This is a genomic window from Halosimplex pelagicum (assembly GCF_013415905.1).
In the GTDB taxonomy this organism is placed as follows: Archaea; Halobacteriota; Halobacteria; order Halobacteriales; family Haloarculaceae; genus Halosimplex; species Halosimplex pelagicum.
In genome coordinates this window covers 3,086,844-3,103,475 of sequence record NZ_CP058909.1, presented here as the reverse complement: position 1 = coordinate 3,103,475, position 16,632 = coordinate 3,086,844, and the positions used below count along the sequence as shown (strand labels likewise).

Genomic DNA, 16,632 nt, shown 5'->3' with positions numbered 1-16,632 from the left:
CCTCAGCCGGCGAACCGTCCGAAGCGGATCCGCGCTCCGGATCGGCGCGCGGGCCCCGCCGCCGGTCCCGACGGCGCCGACCGCGGCGGTCGCGCCCCCGCAATCCGACCTTACCTCCGCCGGCCCGTCCCCCTCCGCGATCGTATCCGATAGCCGAGTTGTCTCCCGCCGGTCGGCCGGGGAGAACCCGACCGGGACGGCCGAGGTCGCGCGGTCGAACGCGACGGTCGGCCGTTCGCGGCCGACGGGTCGCAATCCCGAAGCTTCTTTGTGAGTGGGTCGAATCCCTGTGTTGTACTAGAATGGTGTCAGAAACGATCGCTGGAGCACACCGGGTGGAGTGACGATGGCGGAACGAACGACGAACGGGGACGACCGCGCGACGGTTCGGGAGGGCGGACCGCGCGTGGTCCACTCCCAGGCGGCCGACCGGGACGAGGGGACGGATCTGAGCATCGCCGTGGTCGAGGCGATCGCCGAGGCGAAGGCGGTCGAACCGATCGAGATGGAACCGACGCTGTACGACGCCGTCGACCCGGACGCGCTCGACCGACTGTTCACCGACCGCGAAGGCGACGAGTTCGCCGGCCGCGTCGTGTTCGAGCTCGGCGCCCACGAGGTCACGGTGCAGTCCAACGGCGACGTACTGGTCCGACAGACCGACCCGCGCTAGTTCTTCCCCGACCCGTCACCGAGCCGAGCGACCGGATGGGGGACCGCTTGGCCGTCGAGTTGCCGGCGCCCGTCGAGGACGACCACGTCGTCGAACGCGTCCCAGGGGATCGACTCGAACTCGTCGTGCGCCGTGGCGACCACCGCCAGGTCCAGTTCGCGGGCGTCGATGTCGTCCAGCGAGACGCGCTCGACGCCCGCCGGCGGCGAGTCCGTGGTGACGGGGTCGACCGCGTACACCGTCTCGGCGCGGTCGGCGAGCAGTTCGGCGACGTCGACGCCGGGCGAGGCGCGCGTCTCGTCGACGCCGGGCCGGTAGGCGAGTCCGAACACCGCCGCGGTGGCCTCGGACAGGTCCCGACCCTCGTCGGCGAGCGCCTCGGTCGCCCGGTCGACCGTGTACTCGGGCATGTACTCGTTGACGTGGCGCGCCGTCTCCAGCAGCGGCGTCGCGCTCTCGGCCTCCGAGATGACGAAGTACGGGTAGTAGGGGATGCAGTGGCCGCCGACGCCCGGCCCGGGGTCGTGGATGTCGCAGAACGGCTGGGTGTTGGCCACCTCGATCGCCTCGGGCACGTCGACGCCGAACTCCCCGGCGAGCGTCGCGAGCTCGTTGGCCAGCGCGATGTTCACGTCGCGGTACAGCCCCTCGAACACCTTCACGCACTCGGCGGTCGCGGGGTCGCTCACCGTGTAGATCTCCGCGTCGGTGATCTCCCCGTAGATCAGCTCCGCGACCCGAGCGCTCTCGTCGTCGGCGCCGCCGACCACCTTCGGGTGAGCGCCCCGGATGTCCTCCAGGGCTCGGCCGCTCATCGTCCGTTCGGGGCAAAAGGCCAGCCCGAACTCGCCGAGTTCGAGGCCGCTCTCGGCTTCGAGCCACGGGGCCACGCGGTCGCGACAGGTCCGCGGCGGGACCGTCGACTCGATTATCACGGTGTCGCCGGCGTCGAGTCCCTCGCCGACCGACCGGACCGCCGCCTCCAGCGCCGAGAGATCCGGCTCGTCGTCCGCGACGAGCGTCGGGACGATGACGACGTGGACGCTCGCCGCCGCGGCGGCGCCGACCGCGTCGGTCGTCGCCGAGAGCGACCCGTCGGCGGTCAGTCGCTCGACCGCCTCGGGGAGCCCCGGCTCGCCTTCGACCGGACACTCCCCGGCGTCGACGGCCTCGGCCACGTCGGGGTCGATGTCGACGCCGGTGACCGCCCCGGACGCCTCGGCGTAGACGGCGGCCAGCGGCAGCCCCATCTTCCCGAGCCCGTAGACCGCGACCGGGACGGCGCCGCCCGCGAACGCGCGTCGCCGAGCGGGTTCGTCGGCGTCGGCGCCGTAGAGCCCCGTGGGTTCCGAGCGCTGGCTGCTCACGGGCTGGGCACCTCCGCGGGCGTCACGTCGGCGTCGCGCTCGGTCGCGGCCTCGATCCGCTCGGCGAGCTCGACCGCGCGGATGCCGTCCTCGCCGGTCGTCTCCGGCTCGGTCCGCTCGCGGACCGACTCGGCGAACGACGACAGCTCGTTTTTCAGCGGCTCGCCGGTCTCGACGGTCGGCCGCTCGATGACGCTCTCGTGGCGGTAGCGCACGTCGCCGTCGGTGGCGACGTACTCCGGCAGCGAGTGGCGGTGGATCTCGACGGACTGGTCCACGTAGTCGACCTCGACGTGGCAGTCCTCGGCGGTCACCGCGAGGTCGCGGACCCGCTCCTGGGTGACGCGGCTGGCGGTCAGCGACGCGACGCGGCCGTCCGCGAACTCGAGCTGGGCGACGACGTGACCCCCGCTCGCCGCGCCGACGGCGGACACGTCCGTGACGGGCTCGTCGGTCAGCGAGCAGATGACGTCGATGTCGTGGATCATGAGGTCGAAGACGACGCTGTCGACGGTGTCGCGGTCGACCGGCGGGCCCTGGCGCCGCGCGGCGAATGCGATCGGGTCGGCGTCGACCATCACGTCCCCCAGAGCGCGGACGGCGGGGTTGTACCGCTCGATGTGGCCGACCTGGACGAGACAGCCCGCCTCGCGGGCGGCCGCGAGGAGGTCCCGCCCCACCTCGGGGTCGGCGACGAACGGTTTCTCGACGAGGATGTCCGTCCCGGCGTCGATGGCCGCCCGCGCGACCGCCTCGTGGAACCGCGTCGGCACGACCACTGAGACGGCGTCCGTCCGGGCGAGGAGTTCGTCGCGGTCGCGGGCGACCGTGTCGAACTCCGCGGCGACCTCGGCGGCGCGGTCGGCGTCGGCGTCGGCGACGCCGACCAGTTCGACCTCGGGGAGTTCGCTGTAGACGCGAGCGTGGTGGCGTCCCATGTTCCCGACGCCGACGACGCCGGTACGGACCTGGTCGCTCACGACCGTCCTCCTCCGGCGTCGCCCCGGCGGCGCGCGCCGACTGACCTGACCCATCGTTCGACCCGTCTGAGTGCGCCGTTGGACGCGTTCCGGGCGCAGTTCCGCAACGGGGACGTGACCGCCGGTGTCGACCGTCCGTGCTTCATGAATCACCCGGGGGTAGCGCCGACAGTCGGCTTTGTTATGCGTTTCCTTTGACTGGTAGCCGGTCGATACGGGCCGTCCCGGCCAGCACGGGGGTCGCGGTCTCCCCGGACAGGTCGCCAGAGCGCCCGTCTCGGGCGATCCGAGGCACCCGGGCGATCGGGGTCGGGGTAACCGGTTCGTAACAAAGTGAGACCCACTAAACTCCCTGGTTGTGTCGAGATACGACAATGGGGTGGCTGCCAGTAGTGACAGCCCACCGACAGACCGACGCGAGGGCTGATAGGGGATGTCGACAGACGAAGAGACGCTCACGCAGGACGTCGTCTTCGACATCCTCAGTAGCGCCAGACGACGCTACGTGCTCTATCTGCTCCGCACCGAGGACGCGCCGGTCGAACTGACGGAGCTCGCCGAGGACGTGGCGGCCTGGGAGAACGACACGACTGTCGAAGATCTGACGAAACAGCAGCGCAAGCGCGTCTACGTCTCGCTGTATCAGACGCACGTCCCGAAACTCGAGGACGCCGGGCTGGTCCGGTACGACCAGGACACCGGCGAGGTCGAGCTGACGCAGGCGGCCAACGACGTCGACCAGTACCTGAACCCGGGCGAGCGGGAGGTGCCCTGGCAGTACCTGTATCTCCCGCTCGCGCTCCTCGGGGTCGCCCTGGTCGCCCTGTCGAACCTGAACGTGTGGATATTCGCGGACATGACCGAGGTCACGCTCGGCGTCATCATCTTCTCCGGCTTCCTCCTCACGGTCGGCGCACACATCGTCGTGTGGACCATGAACCGCCGTCAGGTCCCGGACGACCTCCGCCGACACTCCTGACCTCTCGTCCCTGGAGCCGCCCCGTCGAGGCGCTCTCGAACCGTCAGCGCCCTCCTCGATCCTTCCGAGGCGATCCGGCCGTTCGTCGCGATCGGCAGCCGTCCAGCCGCATCTCGATCGCCCCGCTCGGGCGAGCGCACGCGTGCGTGACAGCGGCGACGACGGCGCGTGTCGGCGGCGAAGTCGACCCGTGTGGACGAGCGGCGCCGACCCGGCGGCGCCGCTGGCCGAACGGAGCGAAGCCGTCAGAACGCGGCGGCAGACCGAGAGTGACAGGAACCCGGGTCGACGGTGCCGGCGGCTACTCCTCTTCGACGTCTTCCGGTAGCAGCTGCTCGGGTTCGCGCTCGTAGGCCGGTGTGTCGACGAACTGGGCGATTCGCTCCAGGTCGCTGTCGGAGATGTGTTCCGTCATCGGCTGTGATCCCGTCCTATCGACCGATAGTAATCCGGCCCCTAAAGCCGCTTCGCGCCGCGAAACCGTCAGGTAGCCGATCGGCACGCGACCCGCAGGTACTCGCTAGCCACCGGGTCGGAACGAGGAGATACCGCGGAGCCGAGCCGCAGCGTGGCCGCTCCCAGTCCGCAGGGACTCGACACGCGGCGCGGCGCGCCCGCGCTCGACGCCACCGATCGGTCGCCCGCTCCCGCGGGGGCCGCGAGCCAGCGACGACCCGGTGTGCGGCGTCGGAATGGGGGTCATTCCGGACGGGAGAGCCCGGTAACGGTGACCCTACTCGCCGGGTATCCATTACAAACCTATGTCTGTAAAGCCAGCCGCGGCTCGGTGTCCGAGCGGTCGCGAGAAACGGGGGGTCGGAACGGACGGAGACGGAGTAAGGGAACCGTACTCGGGAGTCGGACGGGCCCGGCCGTTACGGGGAGCCGGAGCGCGGCGGGGCGTCGACGACCGGCAGCTGCGCCGGGCGCCCGCGAGCGGTCGCGGGCGCCGCGGGGTCGCTCACACCATGTTCTCGGCTTCGATCTTGTCCCACACGTCCCGGCCCTGTTCCGTGAGGCCGTAGACGCGGCCTTTCTTGCGGTCGTCGGAGACGAGGAGGTCCACGAGCGACCGTTCCCGGAGGCGCTGGAGCGCCCGCGAGACGTGCGCGATGCCCACGTCCTCGTCGGAAGCGATCTGCGACGGCGTCGAGGGGCCGTCTGCGAGTCGCTTGAGAACTGCGACGCGATACCGCGAACTGATGACGAAGCTGACGTCGTCCCAATCTGTGCTCATTGTTGCGATGTAGTGTCGGACGGGTGCGTCCTGCTGCCGGTCGGTGACCGGGAACTCACGCGGATATTGTCGTCGGGACCCGCTTGTGTCCCACTTTCCGCTGTACTCACACCGAGTCGGCTACCACGTAAAGAGGTTTCGACGCTCCAGATATTTCGCTCCCCGTACCGCGATTACGGCGATCCGAACGGTCGGCCTGACCCGCCGGTCGCGGCCGTAATCTCGACATAACAATCCGCCTCGCTCGCGCGGAGCCGCGCATGCACGCAGCGTCCCTCCGCGGCGGACACACCCCCCGTGATGGCCTCGCCGACCGCCCCCCGTCGACGGAGCGCACGGGACCCGACCGTCGCCCGCCCGACGACCGCGCTCGATCGACCGGCGGGCGACCGTAGCATGTGGCCGTGGGAACACCTCGCCGTCGGCTACCTCGCCTACGCCGTCGTCGGCCGGCTCGTCTGGCGCGAACCGCCGACGGGGACGACAGCCGCCGCTGTCGCCGTGGGGACGCAGTTCCCCGATCTGGTGGACAAGCCGCTGGGCTGGTGGCTCGGCGTGCTCCCCGGCGGGACGACGCTCGCCCACTCGCTGCTGACCGCGGTCCCGCTGAGCCTCGCGGTCCTGGTCGTCGGCGCCGCGGCCGGTCGCGAGCGACCCGCCCTCGCGTTCGTCGTCGGCTACCTGAGTCACCTCCCCGGCGACGTTCTCTACCCGGTCGTCCTCGGGGGCGACGCGAAACTGTGGTTCCTCCTGTGGCCGCTCCGGGCCGCTCCCGGCGACGGCCCCGACCACACGGTCCCGTACGTGCTGGCGCTGGCCGAACAGTTCCTCGGATTTCTCGCCACGCCCCTCGGCGCCGCCTACCTGACGGCCGAGCTGCTCCTGCTGGCGCTGGCCGGCTGGGTCTGGACGCTCGACGGCCGCCCGGGGCTCGCCTGGCTGCTCCCGCGACCGGACCGCGCGGAGAACTGCTGATCGGGACGGGCGCGGCTCCGGGACTCCCGGGACCGCCCGCCGCTCGTGAACGAGGCGAGCATATATAACAGTCGAGTGAGAAGTGGGGGTATGGGGTCAGAGCAGCCACCGGAGAGCCGGTCGAGTGACGACGACCGGCGACGAGCCGGGGATCCGTACGGAGCCCGAGGGGAGAGCGACGCGTCCGCCGAGGACGCGACGAGCACGCCGACCGCCGAACGGGGGGGCCGCGACGCCGCCCGCGAGCGGCCGGTGTCGGTCGACGACCTGTTCGAGTTGCTGTCCCGTCCCGGGAACAGGTACACCCTGGCGTACCTGAGCCGGGCCGAGGGGCCGGTCCCCTACGAGGACCTCGTCGAGAACGTCGTCGACGGGGCGGAGACCCCCGACGGGCTCTCGAGGGACGACTTCCGCGACCAGGTCGCGACCAGGCTCGTCCACTCGAACCTCCCGAAGCTCGACGACGCCGGGCTCGTCGAGTACGACCGCGAGCGGCGGACGGTCCGGGCGACCGAGGCGACGGCCGTCGCGGTCCCGTACCTCGAACTCGCGATGGACCAGTTTTCCGCGGAGTGACCCGGTACCCAGCGGCGAAAGGCGCTCCATAACAAAGGTCGACCCGTGCCGACCGTCGACCGTCACATGAGCGAGCACGACCTCTCGACCGTCCGGACCGGCGACGGCTGCGACATCGCCGAGACGGCGGTCGTCGGCGAGCCCGGGGGCTCGGGCGAGGCCTACACCCGCATCGGCGACGACGCGACAGTCCGCGGCGGCACCATCGTCTACACCGACGTCGAGATCGGCGACGGGTTCTCGACCGGCCACCACGCGCTGGTCCGCGGCGGCACCACCGTCGGCGACGACGTACTCGTCGGGAGCCACGCGGTCCTCGACGGCGACGTGACCCTCGGGTCGCGCGTCAGCTGCCAGACCGGCGTCTACCTCCCGCCGAAGACGACCGTCGGCGACGACGTGTTCCTCGGTCCCCACGCCGTCGTCACGAACGACCCGTACCCGGTGCGCGAGACGAGCGAACTCGTCGGCGCCACCCTCGAATCGAACGTCTCCGTGGGCGCGAACGCGACGATCCTCCCCGACGTGACCGTCGGCGAGAGGTCGTTCGTCGCCGCGGGCTCGGTCGTCACCGAGGACGTGCCGCCCGGGACGCTCGCGATGGGCAACCCGGCGCGCCACGAGCCGCTGCCCGACGAACTCGACGGGGGGAACGAGCTGTGAGCCTCGAAGACCACCGCCAGATCCCCATCGCCGAGCCCGCCCTGGGCAGCGAGGAGCGCGAGCGCGTCGAGGAAGTGCTCGACAGCGGGATGATAGCCGACGGCGAGGAGGTCCGCGCGTTCGAGCGGGAGTTCGCCACCACCTGCCACGTCGACCACGGCGTCGCCACCTCGAACGGGACGACGGCGCTGCACACCGCCCTGCGGGCCTGCGGGATCGGCGAGGGCGACACCGTCGTCACGACGCCGTTCTCGTTCGTCGCGACGGCCAACGCCGTTCGCTTCTGCGGCGCCGAGCCCGTCTTCGCCGACATCGACCCCGATACCTACAACCTCGACCCCGCGGCCGTCCGCGAGGTCATCGAGATCCGGAACGGCGACGTGGACGCGATCCTCCCGGTCCACCTCTACGGGCTGCCCGCGCCGATGGACGAGATCGCCGCGATCGCCGAGGAGTACGACGCCGCCGTCGTCGAGGACGCAGCCCAGGCCCACGGCGCCCGCTACCGGGACGAACCGGTCGGGTCGCTGGGCGACGCCGCGGCCTTCTCGTTCTACCCGACGAAGAACATGACCACGGGCGAAGGCGGGATGGTCGTCACCGACGACGAGTCCGTCGCCGACCGCGCGGCGCGATTCGTCAACCACGGCCGCGACGAGCAGTACGACCACGTCGAACTCGGTCACAACTTCCGGATGACGAACATCGCCGCCGCCATCGGTCGCGTCCAGCTCAAGCGGCTCTCGCGGTTCGTCCGCGCCCGCCGGGACAACGCCGCCGCGCTCACCGAGGCGCTTGCCGACGCCCCGGTCGACCCGCCGACGGTCCCCGAGGGCGTCGAGCACGCGTTCCATCAGTACACCGTCCGGACGCCCAACCGCGAGCGGCTGGTCGCTCACCTCGACGACCACGGGGTCGACACCGGCGTCTACTACCCGACGCCGATCCACGAGCAACCGGCCTACGAGGGCGTCGACGAGCGCTTCCCGGTCGCCGAGCGGGCCGCCGACGAGGTCGTCTCGCTGCCGGTTCACCCCGGTCTCTCGGAGGCCGACCGCGAGGCGATCGCCGACGCGATCGCGCTGTATCAGACGCAGTAGAGAAGAGCCGCAGTCGGTTGCAGTCGATTTCCTCTCAGACTTCGACCGCCGACCGACCGCGAGCGGCGGTATCGTCGTCGACGTGCCGACGCGCCCAGAGTTCCACCCCCGTCAGCGCCGCGACCGGCGCGAACGTCGACAGTTCGCCCTCGTCGAGGCGCTCGTGCAGGGCCGACACGGCCTCGTCGTCGAGAGGCGCGCGCTCGGCGACGCCGTCGAGGAGGTCGTCGACGAACCGTCGGAAGCGGTCGTCGGTCGCGTACCGGCGGACGTAGGCGTCGCCCGTCGCTCCGCGCTCGCCGTCGGACTCCTCGTCCCGCGACGCGGTCGAGTCGCCGCCGGCCGGCCCCGTCGGAATCGTCGCCAGGTCGGAGCCGAGCAGGTCGGCGATCGCCCGGCGGATCGGTGGGGTGCCCGCGCCGACCGGCGCCGAGATGGGGCGCGTCCCGGTCCGGTAGGCGGCGGGCATGCGCGCGGCGGTGTCCAGGAGCGGCCCGCTCGCGAGCGTCCGGGTGCCGACCTGCCGGCGCTGGACCGCTCGGCTCCGCAGCTCGGTGGCGGCCCGCACCTGCCCGGCCGCGTCGGCGGCCGTCCGCTCGGCCGGTCCGTCGACGCTGGCCGCGACGACCTCCTCGACCGACTCCAGCGGGTCCGCGTCGGTCGCGAGCAGGTCCCGGACCGACTCCGCGGGGAGGACGCGCTCGTGTTCGTAGAGCGCGCTCGCAGCCGAGTCGTCCGCCCCGATGGCGCCCGCCCACGTCGCCGCGTCGAGGGCGGCGTCGCCGTGGACGAGCACGTCCGCGTCCTCGTGGAGGCCGTCGGTCACGTACGTGAGCGCCTCGACAGCCGACCACGCCACCATCGCGTCGGTCGCCGCCACGGCGTCGGCGACGGCGTCGACGAGGTGGTGGTCCGGGTCCCCGTGGGCCTGCGTGTTCGGCGCCCCCAGGTCGGCGGCGACCCGCGCCGCCGCCTCCCTGTCGCCGCCCCCCGGGCGCCCGCACGTGAGCGTCCGGACCGGGGGCGTCTGGTCGGCGAGCACCGCCGCGGCGATCCGGCTGTCGGCGTCGCCCGGGAACCAGAGCGTCCGGTCGGCCGCCGTCGTCGCCACGTCCGCGAGCGCGCGCCGGTAGTCGGCGAGCCACCGGTCGGGGTACCCCGACGGCGCCAGCCCCTCGGCGGCCGGCTCCCAGTAGCGCTCGGTCGACACCTCGTCGTCGACGGTCAGCCGCGTCGCCGGCGGGAGGCTCCCGACCCCCTCGACGAGCGTCCGGTCGCCGACGACGCCGCCGAACAGCAGCAGGTCGCCCACCGCCCGGGCGTCGAGAGTCGGGTCCGCCCGCTCGGCGGCCAGCGGGCCGAGTTCCGACGCGAAGGCGACCTCGTCGCTCCCGTCGTCTCCGGCCGCACCGGTGTCGTCGCCGACCGCGTAGTAGAGCGGGCGGCTCCCGGCCTTGTCGGTCGCCAGGTGGACCGCGCCCGCGCGGGTGTCGACGCAAGCCAGCGCGAACGGGCCGTCGAGCCGCGCCAGCGTGTCCCGCGAGTCGTCGGCGACCCCCCGGAAGAGGTCGCCCCACGACAGCGCCAGCCGGTCGCGGTTCGAGACGACGCCGTAGACGACGCCCAGGAGGCCGTCGCCCCGCCAGACGACGTTCGCGTCCGGGTCGCGCGTCCCGTGTTCGAGCACGCCCACGGCCGCCGACCCCTCGCTCGCGCTCTCCAGTTCGTACCAGTCCTCGCCGACCATCGCCTCGGCCATCTCGTCCAGCCGCCCGCCGCCCGCAGATCGTCCGATCAGTCCCGTCATGGCCCGGACGTGACTGCAGCCGGGTATTGTTATAGGGCCCCTGCCACAGCCCGTCCGCGATATCGATCCCGATACCGCCGCCTCGCTCCGCTCGACACGGTCTCCCAGTTCGCCGTCCGCCGATCTCTGTCTCCGAATCCGAGTGACAGTATCGAAACTATAAACTCGAAACGATGGATATCGGCCACTTCTGCCCGTTCGGTCGCCGGTTCGCCTCTCGAGCCGCTAATATCTGTCTATCGGAGTGTTTGCGCATTCAGATCCCGTCGTAGCCAATAGCGGAGGACCACACCGTCCGTCCGACAGACGCAGATCGATATCGCGAGATATCGTTTATACCCTCGTATACACGGGGATACTGCCAGTGAGTGAAAGTTACCCCGTTCCAATAGTCTAGGATACATAAATAAGCACGTATAGAACGGTAGATGGTAATACAGTATCGTCTGTATTTCCTGAGTCGTCCGGTCCCGACCGTACGGCGCCGCGACGGCCGAGGGGGCAGGGACGGGTAGTCGCGCCATAACAATCCGTGCGTACGGACTGGACTACGCCATGACGAGGTATCGAGACGCGTGGGATCGGTAGTCCTCTCCGTGGACGCGGAGCTGGCCTGGGGGTTCGTCGATCACGGCGAGCCGCCGAGCGACCGGGTCAAGAGCGGTCGCGAGGGGTGGCAGCGACTCCGGCGGCTCTGCGAGGAGTACGACGTGCCGGCGACCTGGGCGGTCGTCGCGCACCTGCTGCACGAGGACTGCGAGGGTCGCCACGCCGACCACCCGATCGGCCCCGGGTGGTTCGCGCGCGAGCGCGGGGAGTGGGCCGAGCGGCCCGACCTGACGCGGGGCCCCGAACTCGTCGAGGAGCTGCGAGCGTCCCCCGTCGACCACGATATCGGCTGTCACACGTACGCCCACGTCGAGCTGGGCGCGCCGGGGACCACACGGGCGATGGCGGCCGCCGAGTTAGAGCGCAGTCGGGCGCTCATGGACGAGTGGGGGATCGACGGCCGGTCGTTCGTCTTCCCCCGCAACAACGTGGGTCACGTCGACCTGCTGTCCGACTACGGCTTCGAGGTCTACCGCGGGCGCCGCCCCGTTGAACGCCGGTCGCTCCCCGAGAAACTGCGGACCGTCGCCGTCGGCGAGGGCCGCCCGCCGCTCGTCCAGCCGACGGCGGGCGACGACGGCCTCGTGAACCTGCCGGCGTCGCTGTTCCTCTACAGTTTCGAGGGGCTAGCGCTACGGGCGAGCAAGCCCTTCGTCGGCGACCCCGTCGTCGAACTCGTCGAGCGCGGGCTGGACGCCGCGGCGGAGGGCGAGGGCGTCCTCCACCTCTGGCTGCACCCGAACAACCTGGTCGACGACGCCGCGGTCGAACGGATCGAGGCGGTTCTCCGGGCCGTCGACGAGCGCCGCGATGCGGTCCCCGTCGAGACGATGGCGGAGGTCGCGGCCCGTCGGCGTCCCCAGCGGGTGCAGTGAGTCCTCGCGGGGTCTGTACGGCCCCGCGTCCGTCGCCGGGTCGGTGCCGATCCGGGCGCCGTTTCGACGACTGATTCTCGCGAAGGCGGTCGCTACGACCGGTTCAGGCGACACATAACTATCAGTACGGTGTGCCGAATGGGGGCAATGCGTGTCAGCGACCGTCCCGGGCCGCGCCTCTCGGCCCCGGACCGCGGCGACCGCTATCGACCCGGCGTATCGACCGATCGGACGGCCCCCGCGGGGGTGACACGACGTGACGACTGACCCGGCGGGCGGTCTCGACGGACAGCGCGTCCTCGTGACCGGCGGGGCGGGCTTCGTCGGGAGCCACCTCGCGGCCGCGCTGGCCGACCGCTGCGAGGTCACCGTGCTCGACGACTGCTCGACCGGGGAGCCCGGGAACGTCCCCGACGACGCGGAGCTGGTCCGCGGCGACGTACGCGACCCGGCCGACCTCGAACCGGCGATGCGGGACGTCGACGTCGTCTTCCACCAGGCGGCGCTGGCCGACGTGCGCGCCTCGATCCGGTCGCCGGTCGAGGGTCACCGCCGGACGGCGTCGGGGACGGTGAAGGTCCTCGACGCGGCCCGCCGCGAGGACGCCCGGGTCGTCACCGCCTCCAGCGCCGCGGTCTACGGCCAGCCGGACACGCTCCCGATCCGCGAGTCCGACCGGAAGACCCCCCTCACCCCCTACGGGATCGACAAGCTCGCGGCCGACCAGTACACGCGGCGGTTCGCCGACCGCTACGGCATGGAGACGGTCGCGTTGCGGTACTTCAACGTCTACGGCCCGGGGGAGACGGGCGACCCGACCGGCACCGACGACGTGGTCGGTGCCTTCCTCGACCGAGCGCGCTCCCACAGCGTGCTCCCGGTCGACGGCGACGGGACGCAGACCCGCGATTTCGTCCACGTCGACGACGTGGTGCAGGCGAACCTCCGCGCGGCGACGACCGACGCGACCGGGCGGGCCTACAACGTCGGCAGCGGCACCGGCGTCTCCGTGCGGGAGGTCGCCGAGCGAGTCACTCGGCTGGTCGGCTCGGACAGCGAGATCGTCCACGGGGAGCCCCGCGAAGGGGACATCAAACACAGCCGGGCGGCGCTCGGACGCGCGCGCAGTCGGCTCGGGTACGAGCCGACCTACGACCTCGCGGAGGGACTGGCGACGCTGGTCGACCGGGCGACCGTTCCGAGCTGACCGCGCCGTTCGGAACCGGCCTACGTCGCCGTATGAGAACCATAACAAAACCCGCGCTTCGCCTAGGACCGACCGGCGACCACAACGCACATGTATCAGGACACGACAATCGGCGTCGTCGTGCCGGCGTACAACGAAGCGGGCTTCGTCGGCGACGTCATCGACTCGATCCCGGCGTTCGTCGACCGCATCTACCCCGTCGACGACGCCTCCACGGACGGGACCTGGGACGAGATCCGCGAGCACGCACAGCGACAGAACACGCCGACGCCGGAGCTCGTCGGCGACGGGGGGACCCAGCGGCGGGTCGTCCCGATCCAGCACAGCGAGAACAGGGGCGTCGGCGGCGCCATCAAGACCGGCTACCAGCGCGCGGTGGCCGACGGCGTCGAGGTCGTCACCGTCATGGGCGGCGACGGCCAGATGGACCCCGACATCATCGAGCGCATCATCGACCCGGTCGTCGACGGCCGGGCCGACTACGCCAAGGGCAACCGCCTCCTCCTGGGCGACCACTACGACTCGATGCCCCGCTTTCGCTACGTCGGGAACGTCACGCTCACCTACCTCACGCGCATCGCTAGCGGCTACTGGGAGATCGGCGACCCCCAGAACGGCTACACCGCCATCTCGGCCGAGGCCATCGAGGCCGCGGACCTCGACGAGATGTACGAGTTCTACGGCTACTGCAACGACCTCCTCGTCCGGCTCAACGTCGCCGACATGCGCGTCGTCGACGTACCGACCCCCGCCGTCTACGGCGACGAGGAGAGCCACATCGACTACTCGACGTACATCCCCCGGGTCTCCGGCATGCTGCTCGGGAACTTCCTGTGGCGCCTCCGCGCCAAGTACGTCTTCGACCGCCCCCACCCGGTCGCCCTGTGTTACCTGCTCGGCGCCGGTGGGTTCGCGACCGGGCTCGCCGCCGCCCTGTTCGCCTTCCTGAGCGGGACGGCCGGCCCCGCCCTGGCCGCAGTCGGGTTCGGGCTGTGCTTCCTCCTCCTGGCAATGATTCTGGACAAGCGATCGAACGACCACCTCACGACTGTCGCCTCGGCGACACCCACCTGAGTTCGGCCCGAGTTACCGCCCGGGTAAGCGGCTCTTACGTCGCGTCTAACGCGGTTCGAACGCGCCTACTTCTCTCGATTCCGGGAGCGGCCGGCCGTTTGATCGTCTAGTGCTACCAGATCCCACTGCAAGTACCTGATCAGTATCCGTATAGTACCTCGCAACCGTCTATCGGACAAGTCATTTCATACGGACAGTAGCGTTATACGAGTAGGTGGGCATTACCGGAAACGTGACCCCCGAGTCGTGGCGGGCTGCGGCCGCCAGCACGGGACGAGCCACGGAGTAAGCATGACCGAAGACAACGAGAACGCCGACGTGTGGACGGACGGACAGACGAAGTCGCGGGGAGCGCAGGCCCTCCCGACGGACTGGCGCGACCAGCCCGTCGACCCCGACTTAGAAGAGAACCTCGGCTACGAGCTGATCGCGTGGGAGAAGATCAACGTCGTCGACGACCCGGATCAGGTCATTTTCCTGCCGGACTCCGAGGAGCAGTTGCGGGACGACGCCTTCATCGTCTCCTCCGAGAGCGCGGTGTGTGACCTGACGGACAAGCGGTGAGCCGTCGGACGAAGAGAGCTCGCGGATTCGGTCACGGACGCGACGAGTAGCGACGGGTCACTCCACCGTGACGCTCTTGGCCAGGTTGCGCGGTTTGTCGACGGGTCGGTCCAGCAACGTCGCGGTGTGATAGGACAGCAGCTGGAGCTGGACGTTCGCCAGGACGCCGACGAGCTCGGGATGGGTTTCTGGCACCCACAACACGTCGTCGGCGACCTCGGCCACTTCTCTCTCCGAGCGCGGGGCGACCGCCACGACCGGCGCTCCCCGCGCGCTCACTTCCTCGATGCTCCCGACGAGCTTCTCGGTGTGCTGGCCCGTGCAGATGGCGAACACCGGGGTCGAGGGCGTCACGAGCGCCAGCGGTCCGTGTTTGAGTTCGCCGGCGGGGAACCCCTCGGCGTGCTCGTAGGAGATCTCCTTGAGCTTCAGCGCCCCCTCCAGCGCGACGGGGTGGCCCGTCCCGCGACCGATGAAGAAGTACGCGTCGCTGTCGTCGTAGCGGGTCGCCAGCGCGCTCGCCGAGGAGTCGGCCAGGATCGTCTCGACGGCGTCGGGCACGTCGTCGAGCGCGGCCGGCAGCCCCTCGGTCGCCGAGCCCGCGCCGCCCGCCTCGCGGGCGATCCGCTCGGCGAGCAGGCCGAGCGTCGCCACCTGCGAGGAGAACGTCTTCGTCGCGGCGACGCCGATCTCCGGCCCGGCCCGGATCAGGACGGTGTCGTCGCACTCGCGGGCGGCCGTCGACCCGACGACGTTCGTCACCGCCAGCGTCCGCAGCCCCTCGGAGGCGCCCCGGCGGAGCGCCGCGAGCGTGTCGGCGGTCTCCCCGCTCTGGGTGACCCCCACGAGGACGGTCCCGTCCTCCGTCGGCGGGGCCGTCACCGCGTACTCGCTGGCGAGGTACGCGCGGGCCGGGACGCCCCGTTCGCGCAGCAGTTGCGCCCCGTACAGCGCGGCGTGGTAGGACGTGCCGCAGGCGACGAAGTGGACGCGGTCCACGTCGGCGAAGGCGCCCGCCGACAGCGACTCGAAGGCGACCTCGTCGTCGTCGGCCCGACCGCGCACGGCCTGGGCGATCGCCGTCGGCTGTTCGTCGATCTCCTTGCGCATGTAGTGGTCGAACGACCCCTTCTCCACGTCCTCGGAGGTCCAGTCGACCGTCTCGACGCTCCGGTCGACCGGTGCGCCCGCGAGGTCGGTGATGTCGTAGCCGTCGGGCGTGACCCGGACCACGTCGCCGTCTTCGAGGTAGACCACGTCGTCGGTGAACTCCAGGAACGCCGGCACGTCGCTCGCGAGGTAGTACGAGTCGTCGCTGACGCCGAAGACGAGCGGCGACCCCTGGCGGGCGGCGTAGACGGCCTCCTCGTCCTCGTGGACGAGCGCGAGCGCGTAGCTGCCCGACAGGTCGTCGACCGCGCGGCGGAAGGCGGTCTCGACGCCCGCGCCCTCGTCGACGTAGGCCTCGACGAGGTGGGGGACGACCTCGGTGTCCGTGTCGCTGGAGAAGGTGTGGCCCATCTCGGAGAGGCGCTCGCGCAGCTCCCCGTGGTTCTCGATGATCCCGTTGTGGACGACCGCCAGGTCACCGTAACAGTCCGTGTGCGGGTGGGCGTTCGCGTTCGTCGGCGGGCCGTGCGTGCTCCAGCGGGTGTGGCCGAGCCCGACGCGACCGCCCACCGAGCTCCGCGAGAGCAGGTCGGCGAGTTCGTCGACCTTCCCCTCGCGCTTGACGACCTCGACGCCACTGCCGTTCGCCACGGCGACGCCCGCCGAGTCGTAACCCCGGTACTCGAGGTTCTGGAGTCCGGTCAGCAGCGTCGACACCGCGTCGTCGGCACCGACCGCGGCGGTGATGCCGCACATCACTGCCACCTCCGGGCGGCCGGCGCTGCTCCGTCGGTTTCGGTCCGGTCGGGTCGGTCGACAGGCGACTCTGTCATGCT

15 protein-coding genes are annotated in these 16,632 nt (G+C 71.0%); 10 read left to right on the top strand and 5 right to left on the bottom strand.

The genetic code is table 11. The features are described from left to right. Positions 1–346 precede the first annotated feature (346 nt). Positions 347–673 carry a HalOD1 output domain-containing protein gene (locus HZS54_RS15525; RefSeq protein WP_179918007.1) on the top strand — a complete coding sequence of 109 codons (327 nt, stop codon included), beginning with the start codon at positions 347–349 and terminating at the stop codon, positions 671–673. Here HZS54_RS15525 and HZS54_RS15520 read toward each other — a convergent pair. Both HZS54_RS15520 and HZS54_RS15515 read right to left on the bottom strand, forming a co-directional pair. Further along, positions 670–2,040, bottom strand: a complete 1,371-nt coding sequence (locus HZS54_RS15520) for a nucleotide sugar dehydrogenase (protein ID WP_179918006.1) — start codon at positions 2,038–2,040, stop codon at positions 670–672. The genes HZS54_RS15525 and HZS54_RS15520 overlap by 4 nt on opposite strands. Then, positions 2,037–3,074: a Gfo/Idh/MocA family protein gene (locus tag HZS54_RS15515; protein ID WP_179918005.1), complete on the bottom strand. Its 1,038-nt coding sequence runs from the start codon at positions 3,072–3,074 to the stop codon at positions 2,037–2,039. The genes HZS54_RS15520 and HZS54_RS15515 overlap by 4 nt, the downstream gene beginning before the upstream one ends. Before the next feature lie 379 nt (positions 3,075–3,453). Between HZS54_RS15515 and HZS54_RS15510 the strand changes: the two genes are divergently transcribed. Further along, entirely contained in the window at positions 3,454–3,999 is a 546-nt protein-coding gene (locus HZS54_RS15510) for a DUF7344 domain-containing protein (protein WP_179911694.1), read from the top strand. Positions 4,000–4,960: 961 nt separating this feature from the next. Here HZS54_RS15510 and HZS54_RS15505 read toward each other — a convergent pair. Continuing rightward, the gene (locus HZS54_RS15505; protein WP_135364034.1) at positions 4,961–5,236 is read right to left on the bottom strand and encodes a winged helix-turn-helix domain-containing protein; all 276 of its coding nucleotides are present in this window, start codon (positions 5,234–5,236) and stop codon (positions 4,961–4,963) included. 300 nt (positions 5,237–5,536) lie between these two features. Here HZS54_RS15505 and HZS54_RS15500 point away from each other — a divergent pair, with 300 nt between their 5' ends. The 4 genes from HZS54_RS15500 to HZS54_RS15485 all read left to right on the top strand — a co-directional run bounded on the left by HZS54_RS15500 (position 5,537) and on the right by HZS54_RS15485 (position 8,550). Continuing rightward, positions 5,537–6,211: a metal-dependent hydrolase gene (locus HZS54_RS15500; protein WP_246391663.1), complete on the top strand. Its 675-nt coding sequence runs from the start codon at positions 5,537–5,539 to the stop codon at positions 6,209–6,211. A 90-nt stretch (positions 6,212–6,301) separates the two neighbouring features. Further along, entirely contained in the window at positions 6,302–6,787 is a 486-nt protein-coding gene (locus HZS54_RS15495) for a DUF7344 domain-containing protein (protein WP_179918004.1), read from the top strand. Between the two features lie 66 nt (positions 6,788–6,853). Continuing rightward, positions 6,854–7,450: an acyltransferase gene (locus tag HZS54_RS15490; protein WP_246391662.1), complete on the top strand. Its 597-nt coding sequence runs from the start codon at positions 6,854–6,856 to the stop codon at positions 7,448–7,450. Continuing rightward, entirely contained in the window at positions 7,447–8,550 is a 1,104-nt protein-coding gene (locus HZS54_RS15485) for a DegT/DnrJ/EryC1/StrS family aminotransferase (protein WP_179918002.1), read from the top strand. Before HZS54_RS15490 ends, HZS54_RS15485 begins: the two co-directional genes overlap by 4 nt. Positions 8,551–8,584: 34 nt before the next feature. On the opposite strand, the gene HZS54_RS15480 is transcribed toward HZS54_RS15485, so the two are convergent. After that, positions 8,585–10,357: a class II glutamine amidotransferase domain-containing protein gene (locus tag HZS54_RS15480; protein WP_179918001.1), complete on the bottom strand. Its 1,773-nt coding sequence runs from the start codon at positions 10,355–10,357 to the stop codon at positions 8,585–8,587. A 575-nt stretch (positions 10,358–10,932) separates the two neighbouring features. Between HZS54_RS15480 and HZS54_RS15475 the strand changes: the two genes are divergently transcribed. The 4 genes from HZS54_RS15475 (at position 10,933) to HZS54_RS15460 (ending at position 14,686) form a co-directional block, all read left to right on the top strand. Next, entirely contained in the window at positions 10,933–11,841 is a 909-nt protein-coding gene (locus HZS54_RS15475) for a polysaccharide deacetylase family protein (protein WP_179918000.1), read from the top strand. Positions 11,842–12,097: 256 nt separating this feature from the next. Further along, on the top strand, positions 12,098–13,048 hold the full coding sequence (locus HZS54_RS15470; protein WP_179917999.1) for an NAD-dependent epimerase/dehydratase family protein: 951 nt from the start codon (positions 12,098–12,100) through the stop codon (positions 13,046–13,048). A gap of 90 nt (positions 13,049–13,138) precedes the next feature. After that, positions 13,139–14,122, top strand: a complete 984-nt coding sequence (locus HZS54_RS15465; protein ID WP_179917998.1) for a glycosyltransferase family 2 protein — start codon at positions 13,139–13,141, stop codon at positions 14,120–14,122. A gap of 291 nt (positions 14,123–14,413) precedes the next feature. Further along, complete coding sequence (locus tag HZS54_RS15460) at positions 14,414–14,686, top strand: hypothetical protein (RefSeq protein ID WP_246391661.1); 273 nt, start codon at positions 14,414–14,416, stop codon at positions 14,684–14,686. A 57-nt stretch (positions 14,687–14,743) separates the two neighbouring features. Here HZS54_RS15460 and glmS read toward each other — a convergent pair whose 3' ends face one another. After that, positions 14,744–16,552 carry a glutamine--fructose-6-phosphate transaminase (isomerizing) gene (gene glmS / locus HZS54_RS15455; RefSeq protein ID WP_179917997.1) on the bottom strand — a complete coding sequence of 603 codons (1,809 nt, stop codon included), beginning with the start codon at positions 16,550–16,552 and terminating at the stop codon, positions 14,744–14,746. Positions 16,553–16,632: the final 80 nt, after the last annotated feature.

Excerpts from the sequence above, each read along its gene's own strand:
- HZS54_RS15525 (WP_179918007.1), top strand. The coding sequence starts at position 347 with ATGGCGGAACGAACGACGAACGGGGACGACCGCGCGACGGTTCGGGAG.
- HZS54_RS15515 (WP_179918005.1), bottom strand. The coding sequence starts at position 3,074 with ATGGGTCAGGTCAGTCGGCGCGCGCCGCCGGGGCGACGCCGGAGGAGG.
- HZS54_RS15510 (WP_179911694.1), top strand. The coding sequence starts at position 3,454 with ATGTCGACAGACGAAGAGACGCTCACGCAGGACGTCGTCTTCGACATC.
- HZS54_RS15505 (WP_135364034.1), bottom strand. The coding sequence starts at position 5,236 with ATGAGCACAGATTGGGACGACGTCAGCTTCGTCATCAGTTCGCGGTAT.
- HZS54_RS15500 (WP_246391663.1), top strand. The coding sequence starts at position 5,537 with ATGGCCTCGCCGACCGCCCCCCGTCGACGGAGCGCACGGGACCCGACC.
- HZS54_RS15495 (WP_179918004.1), top strand. The coding sequence starts at position 6,302 with ATGGGGTCAGAGCAGCCACCGGAGAGCCGGTCGAGTGACGACGACCGG.
- HZS54_RS15490 (WP_246391662.1), top strand. The coding sequence starts at position 6,854 with ATGAGCGAGCACGACCTCTCGACCGTCCGGACCGGCGACGGCTGCGAC.
- HZS54_RS15480 (WP_179918001.1), bottom strand. The coding sequence starts at position 10,357 with ATGACGGGACTGATCGGACGATCTGCGGGCGGCGGGCGGCTGGACGAG.
- HZS54_RS15465 (WP_179917998.1), top strand. The coding sequence starts at position 13,139 with ATGTATCAGGACACGACAATCGGCGTCGTCGTGCCGGCGTACAACGAA.
- HZS54_RS15460 (WP_246391661.1), top strand. The coding sequence starts at position 14,414 with ATGACCGAAGACAACGAGAACGCCGACGTGTGGACGGACGGACAGACG.
- glmS (WP_179917997.1), bottom strand. The coding sequence starts at position 16,552 with ATGTGCGGCATCACCGCCGCGGTCGGTGCCGACGACGCGGTGTCGACG.